Below are 21,642 nucleotides of genomic sequence, written 5' to 3' on the forward strand. Positions count from 1 at the left end.
TAGACTGAGGTCATGGGGTCCCGGCGGAGTTTCGGGGGTGTCGAGGTTGGGCTGACCAACCTCGACAAGGTGCTGTATCCCGCCACCGGCACCACCAAGGGCGAGGTCATCGACTATTTCACGGCCATCGCGCCGGCGCTGCTGCCGCATGTGGCGCAGCGGCCGGTGACGCGCAAACGCTGGCCGAACGGGGTGGAGGAAGCCTCCTTCTTCGAGAAGAACCTGCCCGATCACGCCCCGAAGTGGCTGGAGCGCCGCACCATTGAGCATTCCGACCGGACGGTGGTGTACCCGCTCATCGACTCGGAAGCGGGCATGGCGTGGCTCGGGCAGCAGGCGGCGCTGGAACTGCATGTGCCGCAATGGCGTTTCGACGGCGCGGAAATGGGGGCGATCACCCGGCTGGTCTTCGACCTCGACCCCGGGCCGGGCGCCGGGCTGCCACAGTGCGCGGAGGTGGCGCTGATCCTGCGGGATGTGGTGCGCGAGGTGGGGCTGGAGGCGTATCCGGTCACCAGCGGCAGCAAAGGGATTCACGTCTACGTGCGGCTGGATCGCGAGCTCGGGCCGAACGGGGCGTCGGCCATCGCCAAGCAGGTGGCCACCAGCCTGGAAAAACTGCATCCCAAGCTGGTGACGGCCAATATGGCGAAATCCGCGCGCACCAACAAGGTCTTCCTGGACTGGAGCCAGAACAACACCGCCAAGACCACCATCGCGCCGTACTCGCTGCGCGGCCGCGCCGAACCCTGGGTGGCGGCCCCGCGCAGCTGGGACGAGATCGAGAAGCGGAAGAAGCTGCGGCACTTGCACTTCGATGAGGTGCTGCGGCGGTGGCAGGAACACGGTGATCTGCTGGCGGAATTGGATGAGCCGCTGGAACAATCGGAGCCGGAGCAGGCGGATTCGCCTGCGGCCGAACCGGATCGCCTCGACACCTACCGCGCCAAGCGGGACGCGAAGAAGACGCCGGAGCCCGTACCCGCCGCCCCGCCCGCGCCGAGCGCCGGGAATCGCTATGTGGTGCAGGAGCATCGGGCGCGCCGGTTGCACTGGGATGTGCGGCTGGAACGCGACGGCGTCCTGGTGTCCTGGGCGGTGCCCAAGGGCCCGCCCACCGACACCCACGAGAACCGGCTGGCGGTGCACACCGAGGACCACCCGCTGGAATACCTGGACTTCCACGGCACGATTCCCAAGGGGGAGTACGGCGCCGGGGACATGACCATCTGGGATTCGGGCACCTACGAGACCGAGAAGTGGCGCGACGACGAGGTCATCGTGCGCTTCCGCGGCGAGCGGCTGGACGGGCGGTACGCGCTCATCCAGACCAATGGCAATCAGTGGCTCATGCATCTGATGAAGGATCAGTCGCAGCCCGAAACCACTGGTGCGCACACTTATTCGTCCTCGAACGGCGATGCGCCCTTCCCGCACGGCCTCAGCCCCATGCTCGCCACACCCGGCGATGTCTCCACGCTCACCGGCGACGACTGGGCCTTCGAAACCAAATGGGACGGGTTCCGGCTGATCGCCGAAATCGAAGACGGCGCGGTGACTTTGCACAGTCGCGCCGGGCATGTGGTGACGGGCCGGTACCCCGGCGTCGCGAGCCTGGGGGAGGAGCTGTCCGAGCATCGCGTCGTCCTCGACGGTGAAGCCGTGGTGTTCGACGATCACGGCGGCGCGAATCTCGGCCTGCTGCGGGCGGATTCGAACAATGCCGTCTTCGTCGCCTTCGACATCCTGTATCTCGACGGCACTTCGCTGGTGCGCAAACGCTACGAGGACCGGCGGCGGGTGCTGGAGGCGCTGGCCGCCCGCGCGCCCTCACTGGAAGTTCCTGCGCGCCTGGAAGGTTCGGGCGCGGAGGCGCTGCGCTTCAGCCAGGAGAACGGCATGGAGGGCGTGGTCGCCAAACGCCGCGACTCGGTGTACCTGCCGGGCAAGCGCGGTCAGTCCTGGATCAAGACCCGCAATTGGCGCACGCTACAGGTGGTCGTCGGCGGCTACCGCAGTTCCCAGGTCCGCCAGTTCGCCTCGCTGCTCGTGGGCGTCCCGCACGAGGGTCAGCTGTACTACCTGGGCCGGGTCGGCACCGGTTTCAGCGAGCAGGAGATGAGCGAGCTGGCCACCCGACTGCATCGCCTGGAGCGCAAGACCAGCCCGTTCGGCAATGAGCTCACCGCCGAGGAGCGCAAGGAGGCGGTGTGGGTGTCGCCCAAGCTCACCGGCACCGTGCGCTTCATGAACTGGACCGAGGTCGGACGCCTGTGGCATCCGGCGTGGATTCCGGCCTCGGACTGAGGTTTCCGCGCTAGGCGGGCTTCTCCAGCAGTGGCGTGATGGTCGCGGTGTCGGTGACGAAGGCGTGCCCCTGGAATGCGAATTCCTCCCAGGCGCGCGCCATTCCGGGTTCGTCGCGCCCGCCGACGGCATCCTCGACGACCACCGGGATGAAGCCCAGATCGGTGGAGTGCGTGACGGTCGGGACGATGCCGATCTCCAGGGCGACACCCGCGATGGCGTACGCCCCGATGCCGAGATCGCGCAGCGTGGACGCCAGCGGCGTGCCCTCGAAGGCCGACATGGAGGTCTTGTCGAAGACCATCTCGCCCTCCTGCGGCTGCAGTTCGGGGACCAGCTGGAAGCCGGGCGTATCGCGCTGCAGGATCGGATGCACGGCCTCCGGCGAGTCCACACCCTGCCAGCTCATCGCCATGCGCAGCGCGAACGCGCCCATGAGCCGCTTGGGCAGGAACATGTGCCGCAGGAAGATGATCGGATACCCGCCGCGCCGCGCGGCCTCGACCACGTGCACGACCTTCTCGATGATCTGCGGACCGTGTTCGAGCTGCGACAGCACCCCGACCTGCATGTCGTACACGATCAACGCCATGCGCTCGGGCGCGCAGACGTCCTCGAGTGTCTCCGGAATCTCCACACCGTTCCCGTGTCGCATCGCTTCTCCGCTATAGCTCGCTCCCGCAACAACTTCCGATCTTCACAGTACCCATCTTCGCCACTCGCCTCTCGTCATCCCGGCATGCTTTTGGCCGGGATCCACACGCGGAAGTGCTGCGCGGACAGGGTGGATCCCGGCCAAAAGCGCGCCGGGATGACGAGGCGGTCGTCCGGGATGACGAGGCGGGTCGTCCCCCCCCACACGGAAATACTGATGACACGCATAAGTCGATGCGCACCAGTCGGTTTCACCCGCAACACCCTGGCAACGACACGCGCAACCCGTTGACCTGGAGTGATAGCCGCAGTAACTTGAGTGGTCCGATGCGCCGGAGTAGTGGTCGGCGCGGTTTGCGAGTCCGTAGTGCCTGGAGCGTCGGTGATAGGACGCTGGAGGCGTGATGCGGCGGGATGGCGCACGGTTCGAGGGATACTCACGGACTTTTGCAGGAGGTTCGCCGGCCGTCCCCGTCAGAAGATCCGGTTGGCGGGCGGTGCTCATCGCGGTGGCAGCGCTCGCGGCGGCACTGCTCGTGCTCCCGGTGACGCGGGCCGACATCCCGTTTCCGGATGACGATCCGTTCTACTCCCAGCCGATGGGGCTGGACGCCTATGCCAATGGGGCCGTGCTGGATTCGCGGCCGATCTCGGTGCTCGGACTGCCGCTGCCGGTGGCCGGGTGGCAGTTGAAGTATCGCACCACCGATGCGGCCGGAGATCCGGTGGCGGATGTGACGACCGTGCTGCGGCCGCTGCTGCCGTGGCTGGGGGCGGGGATGCGGCCGCTGGTGTCGTATCAGGTGGCGGAGGACAGTCTGGGTACCCGGTGCGCGCCGTCGTTCGCACTGGCCGGCGGGCGGGACTGGTCGATCGTGAACACCCTGCTGGACGTGCCGTTCCTGGCGGAGATGCTGCGCCGGGGCTGGGCGGTGGTGGTGTCCGATTACGAGGGACCGCAGTCCCGCTTCTTCGATGGCGTGAACTCCGGCCAGGCGGTGCTGGACGGGGTGCGGGCCGCGAAATCGTTTCCGCCCCTGGGGATCACCGATTCCAGTCCGCTCGGGGCGTGGGGCTATTCGGGCGGCGCGTTCGCCACACTGTGGGCCGCGCAGCTGCGCGCGACCTACGCGCCGGAGCTGTGGTTCGCGGGGGTGTCCTCGGGCGGTCTGCCCGCCGATATCGCCGCCATTGCCCGGGAGGCCGACGGCAGCGTCCAGGCCGGGCTCAGCATCCTCATAGTTATCGCCATGGCGCGCAGTGCGTCCGGGCTCGGGATACCGGGGCTGTTGAACGACGACGGGCGCGCCATGCTGAATCAGGAGGCGGCGGCCTGCGGTTCGGATCTGGTGGCGCGCTACCTGCACCGGCACGTGGATGATTTCGCCGCGGAACCGGGCCTGCTGTGGCATCCGGTCTTCCGCGCGGCGGTCGAGCCGCAGGAACTGGGCCGCAGTGCGCCCGACGTGCCGCTGTACCTGTACCACAGCACCACCGACGACGTCGTTCCCGTCGCGGGCTTCGATCGGCTGTTGAACCGCTACTGCGAGTTGGGCGCGGACGTCACGGCCCTGCGCTCGGGAGTACCCGGCCACAATGCGGCGGCCCTGCTGGAATCGGTGGGTGCCATGAACTTCCTGGCCGATCGTTTCGCGGGCATCGCGCCCGCCCGCGGCTGCGTCACCCGCTAGCCGCGGAGCGAGCCGCGCGTCATCCTCATCATCCTGACGCGCGGCTCGTCACTCGGACCTACTTGGTCGCCCACTTGGTGGTGCCGGGGGCGGCCGTCAGCGTCGAGATCAGGTCGATGCCGGCGATGACCAGCGTCGGCCCGCCGACCACGACGGTGCCGATGATCGCGCCGACGGTGGCGCCCGTGACCACGGTCGCCAGACCGGCCGGGCCACCGGCGAATCCGGCGAGGCCCACCAGCGCACCGAGCGCGAGCCCGATGAAGCTGCCGATGGCGGTGGCGAGCCCGAACTGGCTGGCGAAGTTCTGCTGGGCGGCGAGGTTCTCGGCCGGCGAGGCGACCTCCCGCACGCCCGGGCGGGCGAGCGACACATCGCGCACGGCATCGATTTCCAGCGTGGCGCCGTCACCGCTCACGGTGGCGGGCAGGGTGTATTCGATGCCCTCTTCCTGCACCGAAACCGGCAGGCTGACCAGCGTATTGCCGGAGCGGTCGAGGACGTTGACGGTGCCGCCGGACAGTTCGAAGCGGCCGTCGGTCAGCGTGGTGACGACAGTGGTGCCGACCAGTTTGGTCTCATAACCCACATTCGGGACAGCGTCCTCGGCGTGGGCGACGCCGGCACCGGCAATGGCTACCGCCGTCACGACGGGTGCGGCGACGGCAGTGATCTTGCGCAGCATGGTGAATCCAATCTTCATCAGGTTTTCGAGGCAACACACGGCTCACACGAACGATTCCCTCCCTGCCAGGTGTGTGAACCGAAGATGAACAACTGCTGGCCCCTCGATCGCCTACGGTAGCGCCCCCTGCCGACACGTCGAATAATTTTCGACTCGAGTGTCGTTCAAATCAGCAGGTCGATCCCGAATCCCAAGGCGCACACCAGCGCCACGACCAGCAATGCCACCGCATCCGCCCGCCCTGGCGCGCCCGGTCGCGCGGTCAGCTCGCCGGTCCCGCCGCGGGTGGTGATGGCCTCCCCGAGTTCGCCCGCACGCCTGGTGGATACGGCCATGGCGGCGGTCAGAATGTCGACGAGCGGGTTCTCGGTGGCCAGTTGCAGCATGGAATCCTTCGGCCGCAGCTTGCGGGCCGCGCGCAGAATGCGCATCTCCTCCAGCAGCAGCGGCAGCCCACGCAGGGTCAGCGCCACCACCACGGCCCACTCGTCCACCGGAATCCGATGCCGGACGCCCTTGCGGGTCCAGCCGATCCGCCGCAGCGGCGCGCCGAGTTTCGCCAGCGCGGGGGCGACCTCACCCATGGGCGTGGTCCACGCGATCAGGAAGGAGGCGAACAGCAGGATGAATCCGAACAGCACGATCTGCGCGTACCGCTGCAGCGCCACACTGCCCACGGGTGCGTTGATGAGCGCGCCGATGAGGATGCCCACCCAGATCCACCACGGAAAGCGCGGCAGCGTGCCCAATGGCAGGCGGGACAGCAACCAGACCGCAACCAGGAAGGCGGTGCTGAATCCGATCATCCACCAGCCCGGCGTGAACATGAGCAGCACGCTGACGGCGAAGACCGCGATCATCTTGGTGCCCGCCCACAGCCGATGCACCGGGCTGTCGACCGGCACCTCGCGCAGAATAACGCTGCTCATCGAATGCCTCCGTCGATCTCGTGCATGGGGGCGACAGGCGTTGCGGGAGCGGCGGTTTCGACGATCCGCCCGTCCCGCAGGTGGACCGTGCGGTCGCACACCGCCGCCACGTCCGACACATCGTGCGAGATGACGATCAGCGTCAGCCCCGAATCACGTAGTCGCGCAAGCAGTTCCACCACTCCGGCGCGGCCCTCCGGATCCAGTCCGGCCAGGGGCTCGTCCAGCACCACCACCTGCGGGCGTCCGGCGACGAGGGCGGCCAGCACCACCCGCTTGGCCTGCCCGCCGGACAGTGATTCGATGGAGCGCGAGGCCAGTATCCGATCCAGCCCGACCGCGTCCAGCGCGCGGGCGACCGCGGCGGTGCCGTGCCCGCCCCAGTCCTCGATCTCCTCGCCCACGGTCTGGCGCTGCAATTGCAGCCGCGAATGCTGGAAGGCCAGCTGCACGGATCCGATCCGCTTGTGCGCGGGGCGATTTCCGGTGAGCTCACGCAGTTCGCAGCTGCCCGCGGTGGGCACGATCAGCCCGGCCATGATCCAGGCCAGCGTGGATTTCCCGGATCCGTTGCCGCCCACCACGAGCAGCGTCTCACCGCGCCGCACGGTCAGGTCGACACCGTGCAGGGCGGGCGCTTCCCAGGGCGTGCCCCGGTTGTAGGTGTGCCGCACCTCGCGCAGTTCCAGCACCGGGTCGCCCATGGGCCGCCGCCGCGCATCGCGGACCGGTCGCGGCCAGGCGGGCAGATGGTCGACCGAACGGCCGCGTTCGAGGTGCACGACGCGATCGGCCGCCGCCGCATCGGCCTCGTGATGGGTCACCAGCACCACGGCCATCCGGTGCCGCCGCGGCAGCTCGGCCAGCAGCGCCACCAGGTCTCGCCGCCCTTCCGGATCGATCATGGAGGTGGCCTCGTCGGCGATGAGCAGCGTGGGCTGCCGGGCCAGGGCCGCCGCCACGGCGAGCCGCTGCTGTTGCCCGCCGGAGAGGGTCGAGGTTTCGCGCCGCCCCATGCCGCCCAGTCCGACCTCGGTGAGCAGTCCGTCGATATCGACGCGGGCGGCGTCCGCGGTGGGCAGTCCCCACACCACGTCGTCGGCGACCAGCACGCCCAGGGTCTGACTTTCCGGGCGCTGCAACACCATTGCCGTTCCGCCGCGCACGCCGAGTCCGGCCGAACCGGGCCGGGTGACGGTGCCGCCGGTGGGCTGTCGTCCCGCGAGAATCCTTGTGAGCGTGGACTTCCCGGATCCGTTGTGGCCCACCACCGCGACGAATTCCCCGGTGCTCACCGTCAGATCGATGCCGTGCAGCGCGTCCGTGCGCGCCCCCGGATAGCGGAATGTGACCTGCCGCAAGGTAACCGGCAGCGGCGCGACGGGCCGGTCGTCCGCGGGCGCGTCGAGCAGGTCGTCCCGCCCCGGCAGCCACGCCAGCCGATCCAGCACCGATCCCAGCACGAACCAGGAGATCGCCCCGCTGATCACGATGGCGAGGGCGATGCCGCCGCCGATCCACAGCCACCACCAGCGCAGCATCATCTCGGTGAAGTCCGCGACCGACCGCCCGATCGGTTCCAGCCAGGACTGACGCGCCGCGAGACGCTCGACGCCGGTGGCCGTATTCCGGATACTGTCGAACAGCAGTTGGCGTGACCGGGAGAACAGCAGCAGCATTCCGACGGAGAACGATGCCCCCAGCAGTCCGGCCAGCAGTGACAATCCGAGCACCGCGAGGATTCCGCCGTGCCGTCGCTTGACCACGCCGATGATCCCGCCGACCACGGCCACGCCCACGACATTGACCGCGGGCACGAGTCCGGCGGCCACGAAGGTCACCAGGGTGCCGGCCACGGTCGCGGTGAGCATGGCGCGCACGCGCTGCCGGTAGGCCAGCAGTCCCATGGGTACGGCCGCCACGAACTGCAGGGCGGCGGCGAACGGCACCAGCGATCCGACGGTGACGAGTGCGACGGTCGCGCCGCCCAGGACGGCCCCGTTGGCCAGTTCGATCGGGCGCAGTGGTCCCTTCGCGAGCGTGGGCGGGTCAGGGGCGAGGGGCGAGACGGTCACGCTCACCAGTCTGCCGTGTGCGCACCCGTGCTCGCGTACACCCGGCGCACGCGGGCAGAACCAATACGTCCGAAATCTCCGACTCCGTACGACTTGCAGTCATGCGCAACTATGCATAGGTTGGTCCACCGTGGGACATGATCATTCGCACGGCATCGCCCCCGAGAGTGCGTCGGGGAAGTACCTGAGCCGACTCGTGATGGCGCTCGGCATCGCCCTGGTCTTCATGGCGACCGAATTCGTCGTCGCCTTCCTCACCGACTCGCTGGCGCTGCTCTCCGACGCCGCGCACATGCTCACCGATGTGGTCGGCATCGCCATGGCGCTGTCGGCCATCCTGCTGGCCAAGCGCAGCCGGCCCACCTACACCCGCACCTTCGGCTACTACCGCGCGGAAGTCCTTGCGGCCCTGGCCAATGCGCTGCTGCTGTTCGGCGTCGCCATCTATGTGCTGTACGAGGCCATCGTGCGCCTGGGCGAGCCGCCGGAGGTGCCGGGCTGGCCGGTGCTGATCGTCGGCGCGCTGGGTCTGCTCGCCAATATCGTGTCCTTCCTGCTGCTGCGTTCCGGCGCGCAGGAGAGCCTGAATGTGCGCGGCGCCTACCTGGAGGTGTTCGCCGACCTCATCGGCTCGGTCGGCGTGCTGCTCTCCGCCGCCATCACCCTGACCACGGGCTGGCGCTACGCCGACATGATCATCGGTGTGGCCATCGGCTTCTGGGTGCTGCCGCGCACCTACGTGCTGGCGCGCCGCTCGCTGCGAATCCTGTTCCAGCACAGCCCCGAAGGCATGGACGTGGAGCAGATCGCCACCGCCCTGCACGCCGTGCCCGGCGTCTCGGACGTGCACGATCTGCACGTCTGGACCCTCACCTCCGGCATGGAGGTGGCCTCGGCGCACATCACCGTCGCCGACGGCCACTCCGGGGACGAGGTGCTGCGCGCCGCCCAGCACGTGCTGGCCCACGACTTCCACATCGAGCACGCGACCCTCCAGGTGGAGGGCGCGGATTCGGCCCGCCGCTGCGCGGAGCTCAGCTGGTAGGTCGCAGCTGGAAGTCGGCGAGTCGCACCTTCCGGGTGCGCCGCCGATAGCTCCGCGTGGTCCCCGGCCAATTGTTGGTGATCCGCCCGGACGCGGTCCGATACCAGCTGGTGCAGAAGTTCCACGGCGTCTTGGCCAGTCGCTCCTGTAAGGCGGCATTGAACTCCCGCTCGGCCTCGTCCTCGACTTCCAGGGTGTGCCCGGGGTTCTCGCTCAACAGCTGGACCGCGTGCCGGATGTACCGGGCCTGCGATTCGATCATGTAAATGATCGACCCCACACCGAGATTCGTGTTCGGCCCGTACACCATGAACATATTCGGGAAGTGCGGCACCGTGATTCCGAGATGCGCGTGCGCCCCGCCCGCCCACTCGTCGGCGAGGTTCCGCCCGTCGGTTCCGTGAATCTTCATGGGCCACAAGAACTCCGTGCCCTTGAACCCGGTCCCGTAGATGATCACGTCGGCTTCGTGCACGACCCCGTCGACGGTGCGCACCCCGTTCGGCACGATCTCGCTGATGGCGGTGGTCTCCACGGCCACGTTCGGTTGGGTGAGCGCCGGGAAGTAGTCGTTGGAGAACAGCCCCCGCTTGCATCCGATCGGATAGTCGGGAGTCAGCTTGGCCCGCAACACCGGATCGGTGACCTGCTCCGCCAGATGCCGCTCCGCGATCCCCGACACCACCCGCACGATTCCGGGAAACTCGACCAGCCCCAACGCGACGGTCTCCCCGATTGCCCACCACCAGAGCCGTTCCGCCGCAGGCAGTCCCGGCACATGCAGCAGTACCCGCTGATGCACCGGCTTGTAATCGGTATCGAACTTCGGCAGCACCCAGGCGGCCGTCCGCTGAAACAGCGTGAGCCGTTCCACCACCGGCTGGATCTCGGGCACATACTGAATCGCACTCGCCCCGGTTCCGATGCAGGCCACCCGTTTCCCGGCCAGCTCCACCCCGTGATCCCACAGCGCCGAATGGAACGAAGGCCCCTCGAAGGTCTCGATCCCGGGAATCGCCGGCAGAGCGGGCCGAGACAGCTGCCCGACAGCCGAGATCAATACATCAGCAGTCCGAACGGACCCATCCGTAGTCCGAACGGCCCACTGCCCCGCCTTTTCATCGAACTCGCACTCGCTGACCTCGGCCCCGAACTCGATGGCCTTCAGTAGATCGTGCCGCTCGGCCACCCCCCGCATGTACTCCCAGATGTCCTCCCGCCCCGAATACCGCTGCCGCCACTTGGGTTTCGGCTCCTTGGCGAACGAGTACAGCGGCGAGGGCACATCACAGGCCGCCCCCGGATACGTATTCTCCCGCCACACCCCACCCAGCTCCCCGGCCCGCTCCAGAATGGTGAACTCCCGAAACCCATTCCGCTGCAACTCGATAGCCATCCCCAGTCCCCCGAACCCGGCACCAATGATGATGATCGACGGCATGTGGCCCTCCTCACAACGGCGGTGCCTCCACTGTAGAAGTGAGTCATTCCCCCTCGCATCATCTCGCCCAGATCCGCCGACCACGGGCGAGTCACTGACCGGAGTCTCCGTGGTGGGTTCCGTGGTCGGCACGGATGTCGCCGGTGCGCGCCGTGAATAGCTTTAGGGGCATGGAAATCAACGCGAACATCAGCACCGACATCAACATTCAGCTCGAGGTGGCCGACCCGCGGGCCGCCGCCGCGATCTATGAGGCGGCGTTCGGGCTGGGGGACCGGCTCGGATTCCGGGCCGCGCAGGGCCCCTCGACCGGGTTCCGGGGATTCCTGCTGTCGCTGGTGGTTTCGCAGCCCTCCACCGTCGACAGCCTGGTCGGCACCGCGGTGGAGGCCGGGTTCACCGTCCTGAAGCCCGCGAAGAAGAGCCTGTGGGGTTACAGCGCGGTGGTGCAGGGGCCGGAGGGGACGATCTGGAAGATCGCCACCTCCAAGAAGAAGGATGTGGGGCCCTTCACCCGGGCGGTCGATGACGTGGTGTTGCTGATGGGCGTGGCGGATGTGAAGGCCAGCAAGCAGTTCTACGCGGACCGCGGGTTGACGGTGTCCAAGAGCTTCGGCGGCAAGTACGCGGAGTTCGAGAACGCGGGGTCGTCGGTCACGCTGGCGCTGTACCCGCGCAAGGCTGCCGCCAAGGAAGCGGGCGTTGCTCTGGAGGGCAGCGGATCGCACCGCATCGTCATGGACAGCGGCATCGGATCGTTCACCGACGCGGACGGTTTCGTGTGGGAGACGGCGGCCTGAGGCTGCGCTCCGACTCGGCGGACACGCGCCGATTCCTAGCCGGGCCCGATCCCGGATTTCCGGTAGACATAAATCCACAACATCAGGAGTAAGTCATGAAAGCGCACGTCAGCTCCATCCTCCTCGGCGTCCGGGACATGGACCGGGCCAAGCAGTTCTATACCGAGGGCCTCGGCTGGAAGATCCAGAACGACTACGGCATCTCGGTGTTCTTCGAGTCGGATGGCGCGTCCCCGGTCGGCTTCTACGGTCGCGAGGGGCTGGCCGGCCAGGTGGGCACGGATCCGGAGGGCAGCGGGTTCAGCGGGCTGGTGCTGACCTATGTGGTCCGCAGCGCGGCGCGGGTCGACGAGATCATGGCGGAGGCCGAGAAGGCCGGCGCCACCATCCTCAAGCCCGCCGGTGCGCTGCCGTGGGGCGGCTACGGCGGCACCTTCGCCGACCCGGACGGCTATGTCTGGAGCCTCGGTTACAGCGAGCAGGGAACCGATCAGCCCTACGCCGAATAGCCGGCGCGGCAACAGGAGATGAGCATGAAGTTTCGCACCCACGTCGAGCCGCCCGAGCCCATGCGGGGGCTGGAAGTTCCGCCGGAGGTGGTCGAGGCGCTCGGCGAGGGTGCGCGGCCGCCGGTGACCATCACGATCAATGGGCACACCTGGAAGAGCCGGGTCGCCCTCATGCGTGGCCGGTACCTGCTCGGTCTCAGCAATGCCAACCGGCAGGCCGCGGGGGTCGAGATCGGCGAGGAGGTCGAGGTCGATCTCGAACTCGACACCGAGCCCCGCGTCATTGTCGAACCGGCGGACTTCACCGCGGCCCTGGACGCCGATCCGGTGGCTCGCGCCGCCTACGACAAGCTCGCCTACAGCCGCAAGCGTGAGCATGTGCACGCCATCGAGAGTGCGAAGAAGCCGGAGACGCGGCAGCGCCGCATCGAGAAGGCCATTGCCACCCTGCGGGGGTGAAACCGGAAGCGAGCCTGGTTCGGATTGAGGTTTCCGGCCATACTCTATGGATATGAGCAGGGTGCAGGAGGCGGGGATCCGGGATTGGGATTTTCCGCGGGGAGTGGCCAGTGCCGCGCTCATGGTGGGGTTCGCGCGGGAGCACGGGGTGGCCGCGGAGCGCATCCTCGAGGGAAGTGGGCTGAGCGAGAAGATCCTCGGCGATCCGGACGCGCAGATCGATGCGCGGACCGAGCTGGCGGTGATCCGGAATCTGGTGCGGGAGTTGGGGGATCGGCCGAATCTGGGGTTGGCGGTGGGGCGGCGCTATCGGATCACCACTTTCGGAATTTTCGGATTCGCCTGTGTCAGCAGCCCTACCCTCGGTGAGGCCATCGCGTTTGCGCTGCGGTATCTGGAGTTGAGTTTCACCTTCTGCATTCCGGTTGCGCGGTGGCGGCCCGGCGAGTTCGTGGCCCGGATTCACGATGAGCGGGTGCCGGCGGATGTCCGGAGATTCCTGGTGGAGCGGGATGTGACCGCCATGCATCAGATGCTGTGCGATCTGATGGGGCACCGCGTGGAGCTGATCCGGGCGGATTTCGATTTCCCGGCGCCGGACGATATCGAGCCCTGGATCGAAATCTATGGGCTACGACCGCGATTCGAGCAGCAGCACAATCTGTTCACCCTGGATCCGGCGGTGCTGGAGCGGCCGTTGCCGCAGGCCAATGAGCACACCTGGGCCATGTGCCTGGCGCAGTGCCGCGATCTGGTGTCGCGCAGACGCGCGCGGACGGGCATCGCGGCGGATGTGCGGGGACTGCTGGTGCCGCGCGGTGGGATCGACGGATTCGCGCAGCCGCCCGGGATCGACGCCGTGGCAAGGGAACTCAATGTGAGCACCAGGACCCTGCGCAGGCATCTGGATTCGGCGGGCACGAGCTACCGGGCGCTGCTGGACGAGGTGCGCCGCGCGCTGGCGGAGGAGATGCTCACCGCCACACCGCTTTCGGTGAGCGATGTGGCGATTCGGCTGGGTTATGCGGAGGCGTCGACTTTCATTCACGCCTTCAAAAGGTGGACCGGCACAACGCCTTCCGCGTACCGGCGGGCCGCGATCACTCCGCTGGTTCGCTGAGCCAGCCGCCCAGCGCGATGGGCCGGAACATGGTCAGGAACTGCCCGTCCTTGATGGAGTGCAGCACCAGCGACGGGTCGGGCGCGAAGTCGATGGGCACGTGTCCCGGTGCGGCCGTTTCCCATTCGCCGCCGATGGTGGAGGACACGCTGGGTGCCACGATGAGCGGTTTGCCCGCGAATGTGGTGACCAGGCCGGCGTGCACGTGCCCGGTGAGGATGGCCGCGATGCGGTCGTCGGCGGCGACGATCGCCGCGAGGGGTTCCGGATTGGTGAGCCGAATGTGGTCGACGACGGTGCTGCACACCGGAACCGGCGGATGGTGCATGCCGATCACAATGGTTTCGTCGGCGGGCGCGGAAGCCAGTGCGGCGGTCAGGAAGTCGAGGGTTTCGTCGTCCAGGCGGCCTTCCGGCCTGCCGGGAATGCTGGAGTCGAGCATGACCAGGGTGACGCCGTCGGCGCTGTGCACCTGATTGATGGGCGCGTAGGAGGCGTCCTCGCCGAACAGCACGGTGCGCATATTGGCGCGGTCGTCGTGATTGCCGGGCAGGATGACCACCGGCACATCGGCGTTCAGGGCGGCGCGAGCCTGCTGGTATTCCCCGGTTTCGCCTTCGTCGGCGATATCGCCGGTGACGATGATGACGTCGGGCCGGGTGGGCAGCTCAGCGAGGTAGGCCATCACCCGTTCGGCGCGTTCGACATTCCTGGCGGCCATATTGAAGTGGGTGTCACTGAGATGTGCCAGCAGAACCATCGCTGTTCGCTTTCTGTCTGGGGCCGCATCATTGCGCCCGACCGCGGCCGCGCGCCCCGCGGTCACGCCCTCAGGCTAATTGACCTGCCTGTATGCGGTCTCGGTGAGACTCGCCACCGAATATAGCGATCAAGTATCAATGCCCGTCAATGGTGGTGTGGGTCATGAGTTCGGCTGCGCTGCCGAGAAGTTGCCCGGGGGTGTCGCCGAGGGGTTTGCCGTCGAGCTGCCAGAAATCCGGGCCGGGTATGGCCTCGAGCGCGAGCTCCGCGGGGGACCGCCAGGACGCCTCCAGCGACAGTCGCCAGGAGTGGAGGTAGGTGCGCGCGTGCGTCCCGGACCGGTCGAACAGCGGGTCACCCACGATGGCGTGCCCGATCCACGCCAGATGCACGCGAATCTGATGCCGCCGCCCGGTGATCGGCCGCAAGGCCAGCACCGTGTGCTCGGAAGTGCGCGTCACCACGACGAATTCGGTGACCGACGGATAGTTCTTGCCCGCCAGGACATCCGCCGCGTCGACCCGCCAGCGGTCGCCGTCGCGCCGAATGCTCTCGCGGGGCGCGGCGATTCGCACCCGGTTCTTGCGGCCCACACTCAGCGGCAGTTCGATCACGCCGCGATCGGGCAGCCCGTCCCCTTCGACGACCGCCAGATACGCCTTCTGCGCTGTCCGCTTGTTGAACTGCCGCGTCAACTCCCCGTGCGCCTTCAGCTCCTTGGCGAGCAGCACCAGCCCGGAGGTCACCTTGTCGATGCGATGCACCGGGTACAGCGTCTCGCCCTGCCCGGCGGCGAGTTCCACGATGTCGGTGTCGTGCCGCTCGCCGGTGACCGAGATCCCGGCGGGCTTGTTCAGCGCGAGCACCGCCTCGTCCTCCAGGATCAGGCACTGTTTCCGCAGTTCGGGCCAAGACGTTTGCACCCGACCAGGCTAGTGAACCGCTAGCCGACCGCTTTCTCCAGCTCGGCCAGGCCCGTCTCCAGCAGATCCGGGAAGCGGTCCAGATCGGGCACCGTGCGCCGGCAGCCGACTATGCCGAAGTCGAGGTTCTCCTCGTTGCTGGTGAGCGTGATGTTCATGGCCTGCGAGTCGAACGGGATCGACAGCGGATAGTTGGCGTCCAGTCGCGCGCCCTGCATGTAGACGGGTTTGCGCGGTCCGGGCACATTCGAGATCACCAGGTTGAACGGCATGCGCGGCATGCCGTCGAAACCGGGCAGCTGTGTCAGCCCGAGCGGCGACATGAGCAGCGCGGACAGGGCCATGGCCTCCAGCTTGGGCAGCTGGGTGAAGACCTGCTTGGCATCGCGCATGGAGGTGCTGATGGAGTGCAGCCGCCGCGCCGGATCGTCCAGGTGGGTACCGAGATTCGCCAGGCAGGCGGCGACCATATTGCCGCCGGAGGCGTCGGCGTCGGCGGCGCTGCGAATATTGACCGGCACCATGGCGATCAGCGGTTCGGCGGGCAGTGCGTCGTGGTCCTCGAGATAGGCGCGCAGCGCGGCCCCGCTCATGGCCAGCACGACATCGTTGACGGTGGCCCCGGTGGCCCGGCGCACCGCATTGATCCGCTCGATCGGCCACGACCGCACGGCGATGCGCCGCGCCCCGCCGATCGGCACATTGAGCATGGTGCGCGGCGCGGTCATGGGCAGCGTGAGCCGCCCGTCCAGGACGCCCCGCAGCGGCGCGGCGATCGAACGCGTGCTGCGCAGGACCTGCGGCAGCGCCTTGCGCAGTTGCTGCCAAGGGTTTTCGGGTTCGACGGTCTCGCCGTCGACGGGCGCGAACCCCCACGGCACCCGCACCCGCGTGTCGAACGGATCGTCGGTGAGGGTGCGCTGCAGCAGCCGCATGGCGGAGACGCCGTCGATGAGCGCGTGATGCATCTTCATGTAGACGGCGAACCGGCCGTCGTCGAGGCCCTCGATGAGCCGGCCCTCCCACAGCGGCCGGTGCCGGTCGAGCAGGGTGCCGTGTAGTCGCTCGGTGAGGTCGAGCAGATCGGGCAGCCCGCCGGGGGAGGGCAGGGCGCAGCGGCGCAGGTGGTAGCGCAGATCCACCTTGTCGGCATGCGACCAGGCGAGCGAGGAGAACCCGCCGAACAGCCGGCTCGGATGGCGGCGGAAGCGGGCGCGCACCTCGTCGGCGGCGGCCATGTTCCGGAAGAGGGTGCGCGCGAAGTCGGGTCCGGCGTCGGCGGGCGGTTCGAACAGTTGCAGCCCGCCCACGTGCATGGGGTGTTCGCGGGACTCGAAGGCCAGGAAGATCGCGTCGAGGGGATTGAGAAGATCCATCGGTGTCGCCTAATGCCGGTGGGGGCAGAGCTGCCCAGTGTGTACGGTCCGGCGACGCTGCCCCCCGCGGCCTGAAATGTGAATCAGGTTAGCACTGTGCTTGTTTCGTGATAACCCGAACATCGGGCGGCAAACCCGGGGCAGCCGCGCCGGTGGTTTGCCGGGCGGCCTTGCGATCGCGTTCCAGGTCCTGGGCCGAGGCGAACGACATGCTGAGGGCGGTGCGTCGGCCGTGCGCGAAGGGGTGCACCCGGTGCAGGGTGGTGCCGGCGCGCAGCAGGTAGAGATCGCCGGGGACGAGTTCCCAGGAGCGGATGGAGTGGCGGGTCAGGGTGCGGTGGATGCCGTCCTCGAGGTGCCGGTCGCGGCTGGTGTGCGCGACGGTCTGCACGAAGCCGCCGTCCTCCAGCTCGGGGCATTCGACCACCAGTACGAGCTCGAAAGCGTAATCGCCCCAACACCATCGGTCCGGTGGATCATTGTGCCGGGTGCGGGTGACGGTGCACCGGCGCGGCGGCGGGCAGGCGTGCACGCGTTCGGCGGCGACATCGGATAGCTTGTGCCGCAACAGTTCCGAGTCGTACAGCCGGGGAATGCAGTGGCCGTGCGCGGTGACCTCGGCGGGCGGCACCTCGACGCCCCCGGGGCCGTCCTCGGCCGACCCGTTCCACTGCCGATGCTGGTCGACCAGGCCGAGCGCCTCGGCCGCCAGGCTGCGTTTCACCCCGTAGGGCAGCAGGAATCCCAGGCGCGCGATTCCCGTCTCGGCCAAGCGGTCTCGGCCGTGACGCAGGGCGGCGGGGTCGACGGCGGCCAGATGTCTCCGGGCCACCTCGAGTGTGCTGTGGAACCGCACCCTGTCGATTGTAATCCCTTGTGCGCCAGGGACTGTGGTGTTGGATCACGATCCGGTCATCCCGGCGCGCTCATCGCGTCATCTCGGGGGCGTCGTCAACCGTGTGCGGCCGAATGCGGCGCGTCGAGCCGCTGAGCTGCGCCATTGGCGGTAGCTTGAGGTTTGCTATGGCTGACTACGGGCATGAGCTGAGGTTCGGGATCTTCGTTCCGCCCGAGGCGGCGCGGACGCCCTCGCTGCTGCGCCTGATCCGGCTGTCCGACGAGATCGGCCTGGAAGTGCTGGCGGTACAGGATCATCCGTATCAACCCGCCTTCCTCGACACCTGGACGCTGCTGTCCTACGTCGCGGCGACCACCCGCACCATCACCCTCGTGCCCGCGGTAGCCAACCTGCCGCTGCGCCCGCCGGCCGTGCTCGCGCGCAGTGCCGCCACCCTCGACATCCTCAGCGGCGGCCGCGTCGAGCTCGGACTGGGCGCGGGCGCGTTCTGGGACGCCATCGACGCCATGGGCGGTGCGAAGCGCACGCCGGGGCAGGCGCTGCGGGGACTGCGCGAGGCGATCGGCGTCATCCGGGCCATCTGGGGTGAGGGCCGGCCGGTCCTCGACGGCGAGTTCTACCATCTGCGTGGCGCGAAAGCCGGTCCGCCGCCGCCACATCCGGTGGGGATCTGGCTCGGCGTGTACGGCCCGCGCGCGCTGCGGCTGGCCGGTGAGCTGGCCGATGGCTGGCTCGGCGGTTACAGCTACGCGCCGCCCGACGTGCTGCCCCGGCTCATGACCGCTCTCGACGCGGGCGCACGCGACGCCGGTCGGGTGCCGGGCCTGATCCGGCGCGCCTACGTCATCGACCCGTCCATGCCGGTGCAGCAGTTGACCGAGGTCGCCCTCGCGCATGGCATCAGCGAATTTCTGTTGCCCGTGGCCGCGGACGGCGACTGGGAGGCGCAGCGCTACGCCGCGGAAACGGCTCCGGCGGTGCGGGCCGCCGTGGCCGCGGCCCGGGTCTGACCGGTGACTGCCGAACCGGCACGCCGACCCCCGCGAACTGCGGCGGACGGATTTCCGGATCCTGACTCGTCGGTTCGGAGTGTTCTCTGCCAGAATCGAATTGCTGTGAGTACGCTAGGCGCCGATCAACGCAGGTTCCGGAGCGGTTAACACGAGCTGCGGACCGTCTTCGAGGAGGATGTGGTGACTGCCGTAGCTCCCAAGCCGGAACCGGAATTGCAGGCCCAACGGCCTTATCCGCCCCGCCTGGGTCCCAAGGGCTCGTTCATCTACAAGGCCGTGACGACCACCGACCCCAAGGTGCTCGGCGTCATGTACCTGACCACCGCTATCTCGTTCTTCATGATCGGTGGCCTGATGGCCCTGCTCATGCGCGGCGAGCTGGCGCGCCCGGGTATGCAGTTCCTGTCCACGGAGCAGTTCAATCAGCTGTTCACCATGCACGGCACGATCATGCTGCTGTTCTACGCGACGGCCATCGTGTTCGGTTTCGCGAACCTGGTGCTGCCCTTGCAGATCGGCGCGCCCGACGTGGCGTTCCCGCGGCTGAACGCCTTCAGCTACTGGCTGTACCTGTTCGGCGCGACCATGGCGACGGCCGGTTTCATCACCCCCGGTGGTGCGGCCGACTTCGGCTGGACCGCCTACACCCCGCTCTCGGACATGGTGCACTCGCCCGGCGTCGGCGCGGACCTGTGGATTCTGGGCCTCGCGGTCTCCGGTCTGGGCACCATCCTCGGTGGCGTCAACATGATCACCACCGTGGTCTGCCTGCGCTGCCCGGGTATGACGCTGTTCCGGATGCCGATCTTCACCTGGAACATCATGATCACCAGCATTCTGGTGCTGCTGGCCTTCCCGATCCTGACCGCCGCGCTGTTCGCGCTGGCCTACGACCGGCACCTGGGCGGCCACATCTACGACCCGTCCAATGGCGGCGCGCTGCTCTACCAGCACCTGTTCTGGTACTTCGGCCATCCCGAGGTGTACATCATCGCGCTGCCGTTCTTCGGCATCGTGTCGGAGATCTACCCGGTCTTCTCGCGCAAGCCGATCTTCGGTTACACCACGCTGGTGTACGCGACCATGGCCATCGCGGCGCTGTCGATCGCGGTGTGGGCGCACCACATGTACGCCACGGGAGCGGTTCTGCTGCCGTACTTCTCGTTCATGACCTTCCTGATCGCCGTCCCGACGGGCGTCAAGTTCTTCAACTGGATCGGCACCATGTGGCGCGGCCAGCTGACCTTCGAGACGCCCATGCTCTGGTCGATCGGCTTCCTGGTGACGTTCCTCTTCGGTGGTCTGTCCGGCGTCATCCTGGCGTCCCCGCCGCTGGACTTCCACGTCTCGGACACCTACTTCGTGGTGGCGCACTTCCACTACGTGCTCTTCGGCACCATCGTGTTCGCGACCTTCGCGGGCATCTACTTCTGGTTCCCGAAGATGACCGGCCGCATGATGGACGAGCGCCTGGGCAAGTGGCACTTCTGGGCGACGTTCGTCGGCTTCCACACCACGTTCCTGGTGCAGCACTGGCTGGGCAACGAGGGCATGCCGCGCCGCTACGCGGACTACCTGCCCTCGGACGGTTTCACCGCGCTGAACACCATCTCCACCATCGGCGCCTTCATCCTCGGCGCGTCGATGATTCCGTTCGTGTGGAACGTCTTCAAGTCCTACCGTTACGGCGAGGTCGTGACCGTGGACGATCCGTGGGGCTACGGCAACTCCCTGGAGTGGGCGACCTCCTGCCCGCCGCCGCGGCACAACTTCTACGAGCTGCCCCGAATCCGTTCGGAGCGACCGGCTTTCGAGCTGCACTACCCGCACATGGTCGAGCGCATGCGCGCCGAGGCCCATGTCGGCTGGGGCTCGAAGTCTCACTACGTCGAAGAGGAGAACAAGGTCCACAGCTGATCCACCCCCCGAGCGCGGCGGCCGTCCCCGGACGGCCGCCGCGCTCGTCTGTATACCCCTGCCGAAAACTTATGCTTGACACAAAAAATAGCCCGACATAAATTTTAGGTCGATAATAAGTTCGAGCGGCAAGGTGGTCGGAATGCACAAGGGACAGCTGCGCATCGCGGTCGAGCTGGCGGGAGTCGGTATCGCGCTGGTCCGCATGCGGCGGGCCGGAAATGCCGCCGATCCCGGGGGAGAGATCGTCGGGACCGTGGTCGAGGTGGGGGCCGACCTCGACCCGAGCTGGCTCGGAAAGCGGGTCGCCGGAGTGGTTTTCGAAGGCGCGTACGCCGAATACGCTTTCGGCGTACCGGGATTGGTGACCGAGGTTCCGGCCGGGGCCGATACCGCCGATGCCCTGGCGGTGGTGCGCGGCGGGCTGGTCGCGCTGGGCGCGCTGCGCGCCGGGCGGTTCACGGAGGGGGAGTCGGTGCTGATCACCGGCGCGGCGAGCGGAAGTGGGCATCTGGCAGTGCAATTGGCGGCGGCGCTGGGCGCGAGCCGGGTGGCGGCGGCGGCCGGTTCGATGGAGAAGGCGGAGTTCCTGCGGGAGTGCGGCGCGGACGCCGTGGTCACCTACGGCGAACAGTGGCCGGAGCGGGTCGATGTCGTGCTCGACGGGGTGGGCGGGGAGATCGTGCAGAAGGGCGTGAACGCGCTCGGACCGCACGGGCGCTTGGTCGCCTACAGCGCCGGCGGGGGTGCGGTGGATTCGGGGAGTCTGCTGCCCGATCTCAAGACCCTGACCGGATTCTCGGTGGGCCTCCTCAGTCGCACGCGGCCGGAAGTCATCGAGGCAATTCGTAGCGAACTCTGGGATCTGCTGGCGGCGGGTAAGCTGCGGCCGCGGCATACGATCCTGCCCCTGGATCGGCTGGAGGAGGCGATCGCACTGGTGGAAGCGCGCCGAAACCAGGGCCGGGTCATGGTTCGGATTGCCGGGTCCTGAGATCGGCTAATCGGTTCGGGGCGGTGATCATTCGTCCATGTGCGGCACGAACGGAATGGTGGCTAGTTTTCAGCAACTGTGCG

General features: G+C 67.9%; 19 protein-coding genes. 10 read left to right on the forward strand and 9 right to left on the reverse strand.

Features of this window, described 5'->3' with window-relative positions; all coding sequences use genetic code 11:
• Positions 1 to 12: 12 nt before the first annotated feature.
• Positions 13 to 2,307 carry an ATP-dependent DNA ligase gene (locus tag H0264_RS05025; protein ID WP_181582876.1) on the forward strand — a complete coding sequence of 765 codons (2,295 nt, stop codon included), beginning with the start codon at positions 13 to 15 and terminating at the stop codon, positions 2,305 to 2,307.
• A 10-nt stretch (positions 2,308 to 2,317) separates the two neighbouring features.
• On the opposite strand, the gene H0264_RS05030 is transcribed toward H0264_RS05025, so the two are convergent.
• Entirely contained in the window at positions 2,318 to 2,962 is a 645-nt protein-coding gene (locus H0264_RS05030) for a cysteine hydrolase family protein (RefSeq protein WP_181582877.1), read from the reverse strand.
• Between the two features lie 508 nt (positions 2,963 to 3,470).
• Here H0264_RS05030 and H0264_RS05035 point away from each other — a divergent pair.
• Entirely contained in the window at positions 3,471 to 4,652 is a 1,182-nt protein-coding gene (locus tag H0264_RS05035) for a lipase family protein (RefSeq protein ID WP_181582878.1), read from the forward strand.
• 58 nt (positions 4,653 to 4,710) lie between these two features.
• On the opposite strand, the gene H0264_RS05040 is transcribed toward H0264_RS05035, so the two are convergent.
• From H0264_RS05040 to H0264_RS05050, 3 genes are all read right to left on the reverse strand, one after another.
• Positions 4,711 to 5,355: a DUF8020 domain-containing protein gene (locus H0264_RS05040; protein WP_231084016.1), complete on the reverse strand. Its 645-nt coding sequence runs from the start codon at positions 5,353 to 5,355 to the stop codon at positions 4,711 to 4,713.
• A gap of 146 nt (positions 5,356 to 5,501) precedes the next feature.
• A complete protein-coding gene (locus H0264_RS05045; RefSeq protein WP_181582879.1) occupies positions 5,502 to 6,266 on the reverse strand; it encodes a CbiQ family ECF transporter T component in 765 nt (254 codons plus the stop codon).
• The gene (locus H0264_RS05050; protein ID WP_244976104.1) at positions 6,263 to 8,341 is read right to left on the reverse strand and encodes an ATP-binding cassette domain-containing protein; all 2,079 of its coding nucleotides are present in this window, start codon (positions 8,339 to 8,341) and stop codon (positions 6,263 to 6,265) included. Before H0264_RS05050 ends, H0264_RS05045 begins: the two co-directional genes overlap by 4 nt.
• 130 nt (positions 8,342 to 8,471) lie before the next feature.
• Between H0264_RS05050 and H0264_RS05055 the strand changes: the two genes are divergently transcribed.
• Positions 8,472 to 9,386 carry a cation diffusion facilitator family transporter gene (locus tag H0264_RS05055; RefSeq protein ID WP_181582880.1) on the forward strand — a complete coding sequence of 305 codons (915 nt, stop codon included), beginning with the start codon at positions 8,472 to 8,474 and terminating at the stop codon, positions 9,384 to 9,386.
• On the opposite strand, the gene H0264_RS05060 is transcribed toward H0264_RS05055, so the two are convergent.
• Entirely contained in the window at positions 9,376 to 10,827 is a 1,452-nt protein-coding gene (locus tag H0264_RS05060) for a flavin-containing monooxygenase (protein ID WP_181582881.1), read from the reverse strand. The two genes, H0264_RS05055 and H0264_RS05060, sit on opposite strands and share 11 nt — an antisense overlap.
• A 170-nt stretch (positions 10,828 to 10,997) precedes the next feature.
• On the opposite strand from H0264_RS05060, the gene H0264_RS05065 reads away from it, so the two are divergent.
• The 4 genes from H0264_RS05065 (at position 10,998) to H0264_RS05080 (ending at position 13,715) form a co-directional block, all read left to right on the forward strand.
• On the forward strand, positions 10,998 to 11,627 hold the full coding sequence (locus H0264_RS05065) for a VOC family protein (protein WP_181582882.1): 630 nt from the start codon (positions 10,998 to 11,000) through the stop codon (positions 11,625 to 11,627).
• 95 nt (positions 11,628 to 11,722) lie between these two features.
• Positions 11,723 to 12,136: a VOC family protein gene (locus tag H0264_RS05070; RefSeq protein WP_181582883.1), complete on the forward strand. Its 414-nt coding sequence runs from the start codon at positions 11,723 to 11,725 to the stop codon at positions 12,134 to 12,136.
• Positions 12,137 to 12,160: 24 nt separating this feature from the next.
• Entirely contained in the window at positions 12,161 to 12,595 is a 435-nt protein-coding gene (locus tag H0264_RS05075) for a YdeI/OmpD-associated family protein (protein WP_181582884.1), read from the forward strand.
• Between the two features lie 52 nt (positions 12,596 to 12,647).
• Positions 12,648 to 13,715 (forward strand): AraC family transcriptional regulator, encoded by a 1,068-nt coding sequence (locus tag H0264_RS05080; protein WP_181582885.1) that lies wholly within the window; start codon positions 12,648 to 12,650, stop codon positions 13,713 to 13,715.
• Here H0264_RS05080 and H0264_RS05085 read toward each other — a convergent pair.
• The 4 genes from H0264_RS05085 to H0264_RS05100 form a co-directional block, all read right to left on the reverse strand.
• Complete coding sequence (locus tag H0264_RS05085) at positions 13,696 to 14,475, reverse strand: metallophosphoesterase (protein ID WP_181582886.1); 780 nt, start codon at positions 14,473 to 14,475, stop codon at positions 13,696 to 13,698. The genes H0264_RS05080 and H0264_RS05085 overlap by 20 nt on opposite strands.
• Positions 14,476 to 14,611: 136 nt before the next feature.
• Positions 14,612 to 15,400, reverse strand: coding sequence for an RluA family pseudouridine synthase (locus H0264_RS05090; protein WP_181582887.1), 789 nt, complete (start codon positions 15,398 to 15,400; stop codon positions 14,612 to 14,614).
• A gap of 20 nt (positions 15,401 to 15,420) precedes the next feature.
• Complete coding sequence (locus H0264_RS05095) at positions 15,421 to 16,776, reverse strand: WS/DGAT/MGAT family O-acyltransferase (protein WP_181582888.1); 1,356 nt, start codon at positions 16,774 to 16,776, stop codon at positions 15,421 to 15,423.
• 88 nt (positions 16,777 to 16,864) lie between these two features.
• Entirely contained in the window at positions 16,865 to 17,632 is a 768-nt protein-coding gene (locus H0264_RS05100; protein WP_181582889.1) for a HalD/BesD family halogenase, read from the reverse strand.
• 167 nt (positions 17,633 to 17,799) lie between these two features.
• On the opposite strand from H0264_RS05100, the gene H0264_RS05105 reads away from it, so the two are divergent.
• The 3 genes from H0264_RS05105 (at position 17,800) to H0264_RS05115 (ending at position 21,559) form a co-directional block, all read left to right on the forward strand.
• Positions 17,800 to 18,645, forward strand: a complete 846-nt coding sequence (locus H0264_RS05105) for an LLM class flavin-dependent oxidoreductase (protein ID WP_181582890.1) — start codon at positions 17,800 to 17,802, stop codon at positions 18,643 to 18,645.
• A gap of 183 nt (positions 18,646 to 18,828) precedes the next feature.
• On the forward strand, positions 18,829 to 20,565 hold the full coding sequence (ctaD, locus tag H0264_RS05110; protein ID WP_181582891.1) for an aa3-type cytochrome oxidase subunit I: 1,737 nt from the start codon (positions 18,829 to 18,831) through the stop codon (positions 20,563 to 20,565).
• 142 nt (positions 20,566 to 20,707) lie between these two features.
• Positions 20,708 to 21,559 (forward strand): quinone oxidoreductase family protein, encoded by an 852-nt coding sequence (locus tag H0264_RS05115; RefSeq protein ID WP_181582892.1) that lies wholly within the window; start codon positions 20,708 to 20,710, stop codon positions 21,557 to 21,559.
• Positions 21,560 to 21,642 lie beyond the last annotated feature (83 nt).

It is taken from the genome of Nocardia huaxiensis (assembly GCF_013744875.1).
Taxonomy (GTDB): Bacteria; Actinomycetota; Actinomycetes; order Mycobacteriales; family Mycobacteriaceae; genus Nocardia; species Nocardia huaxiensis.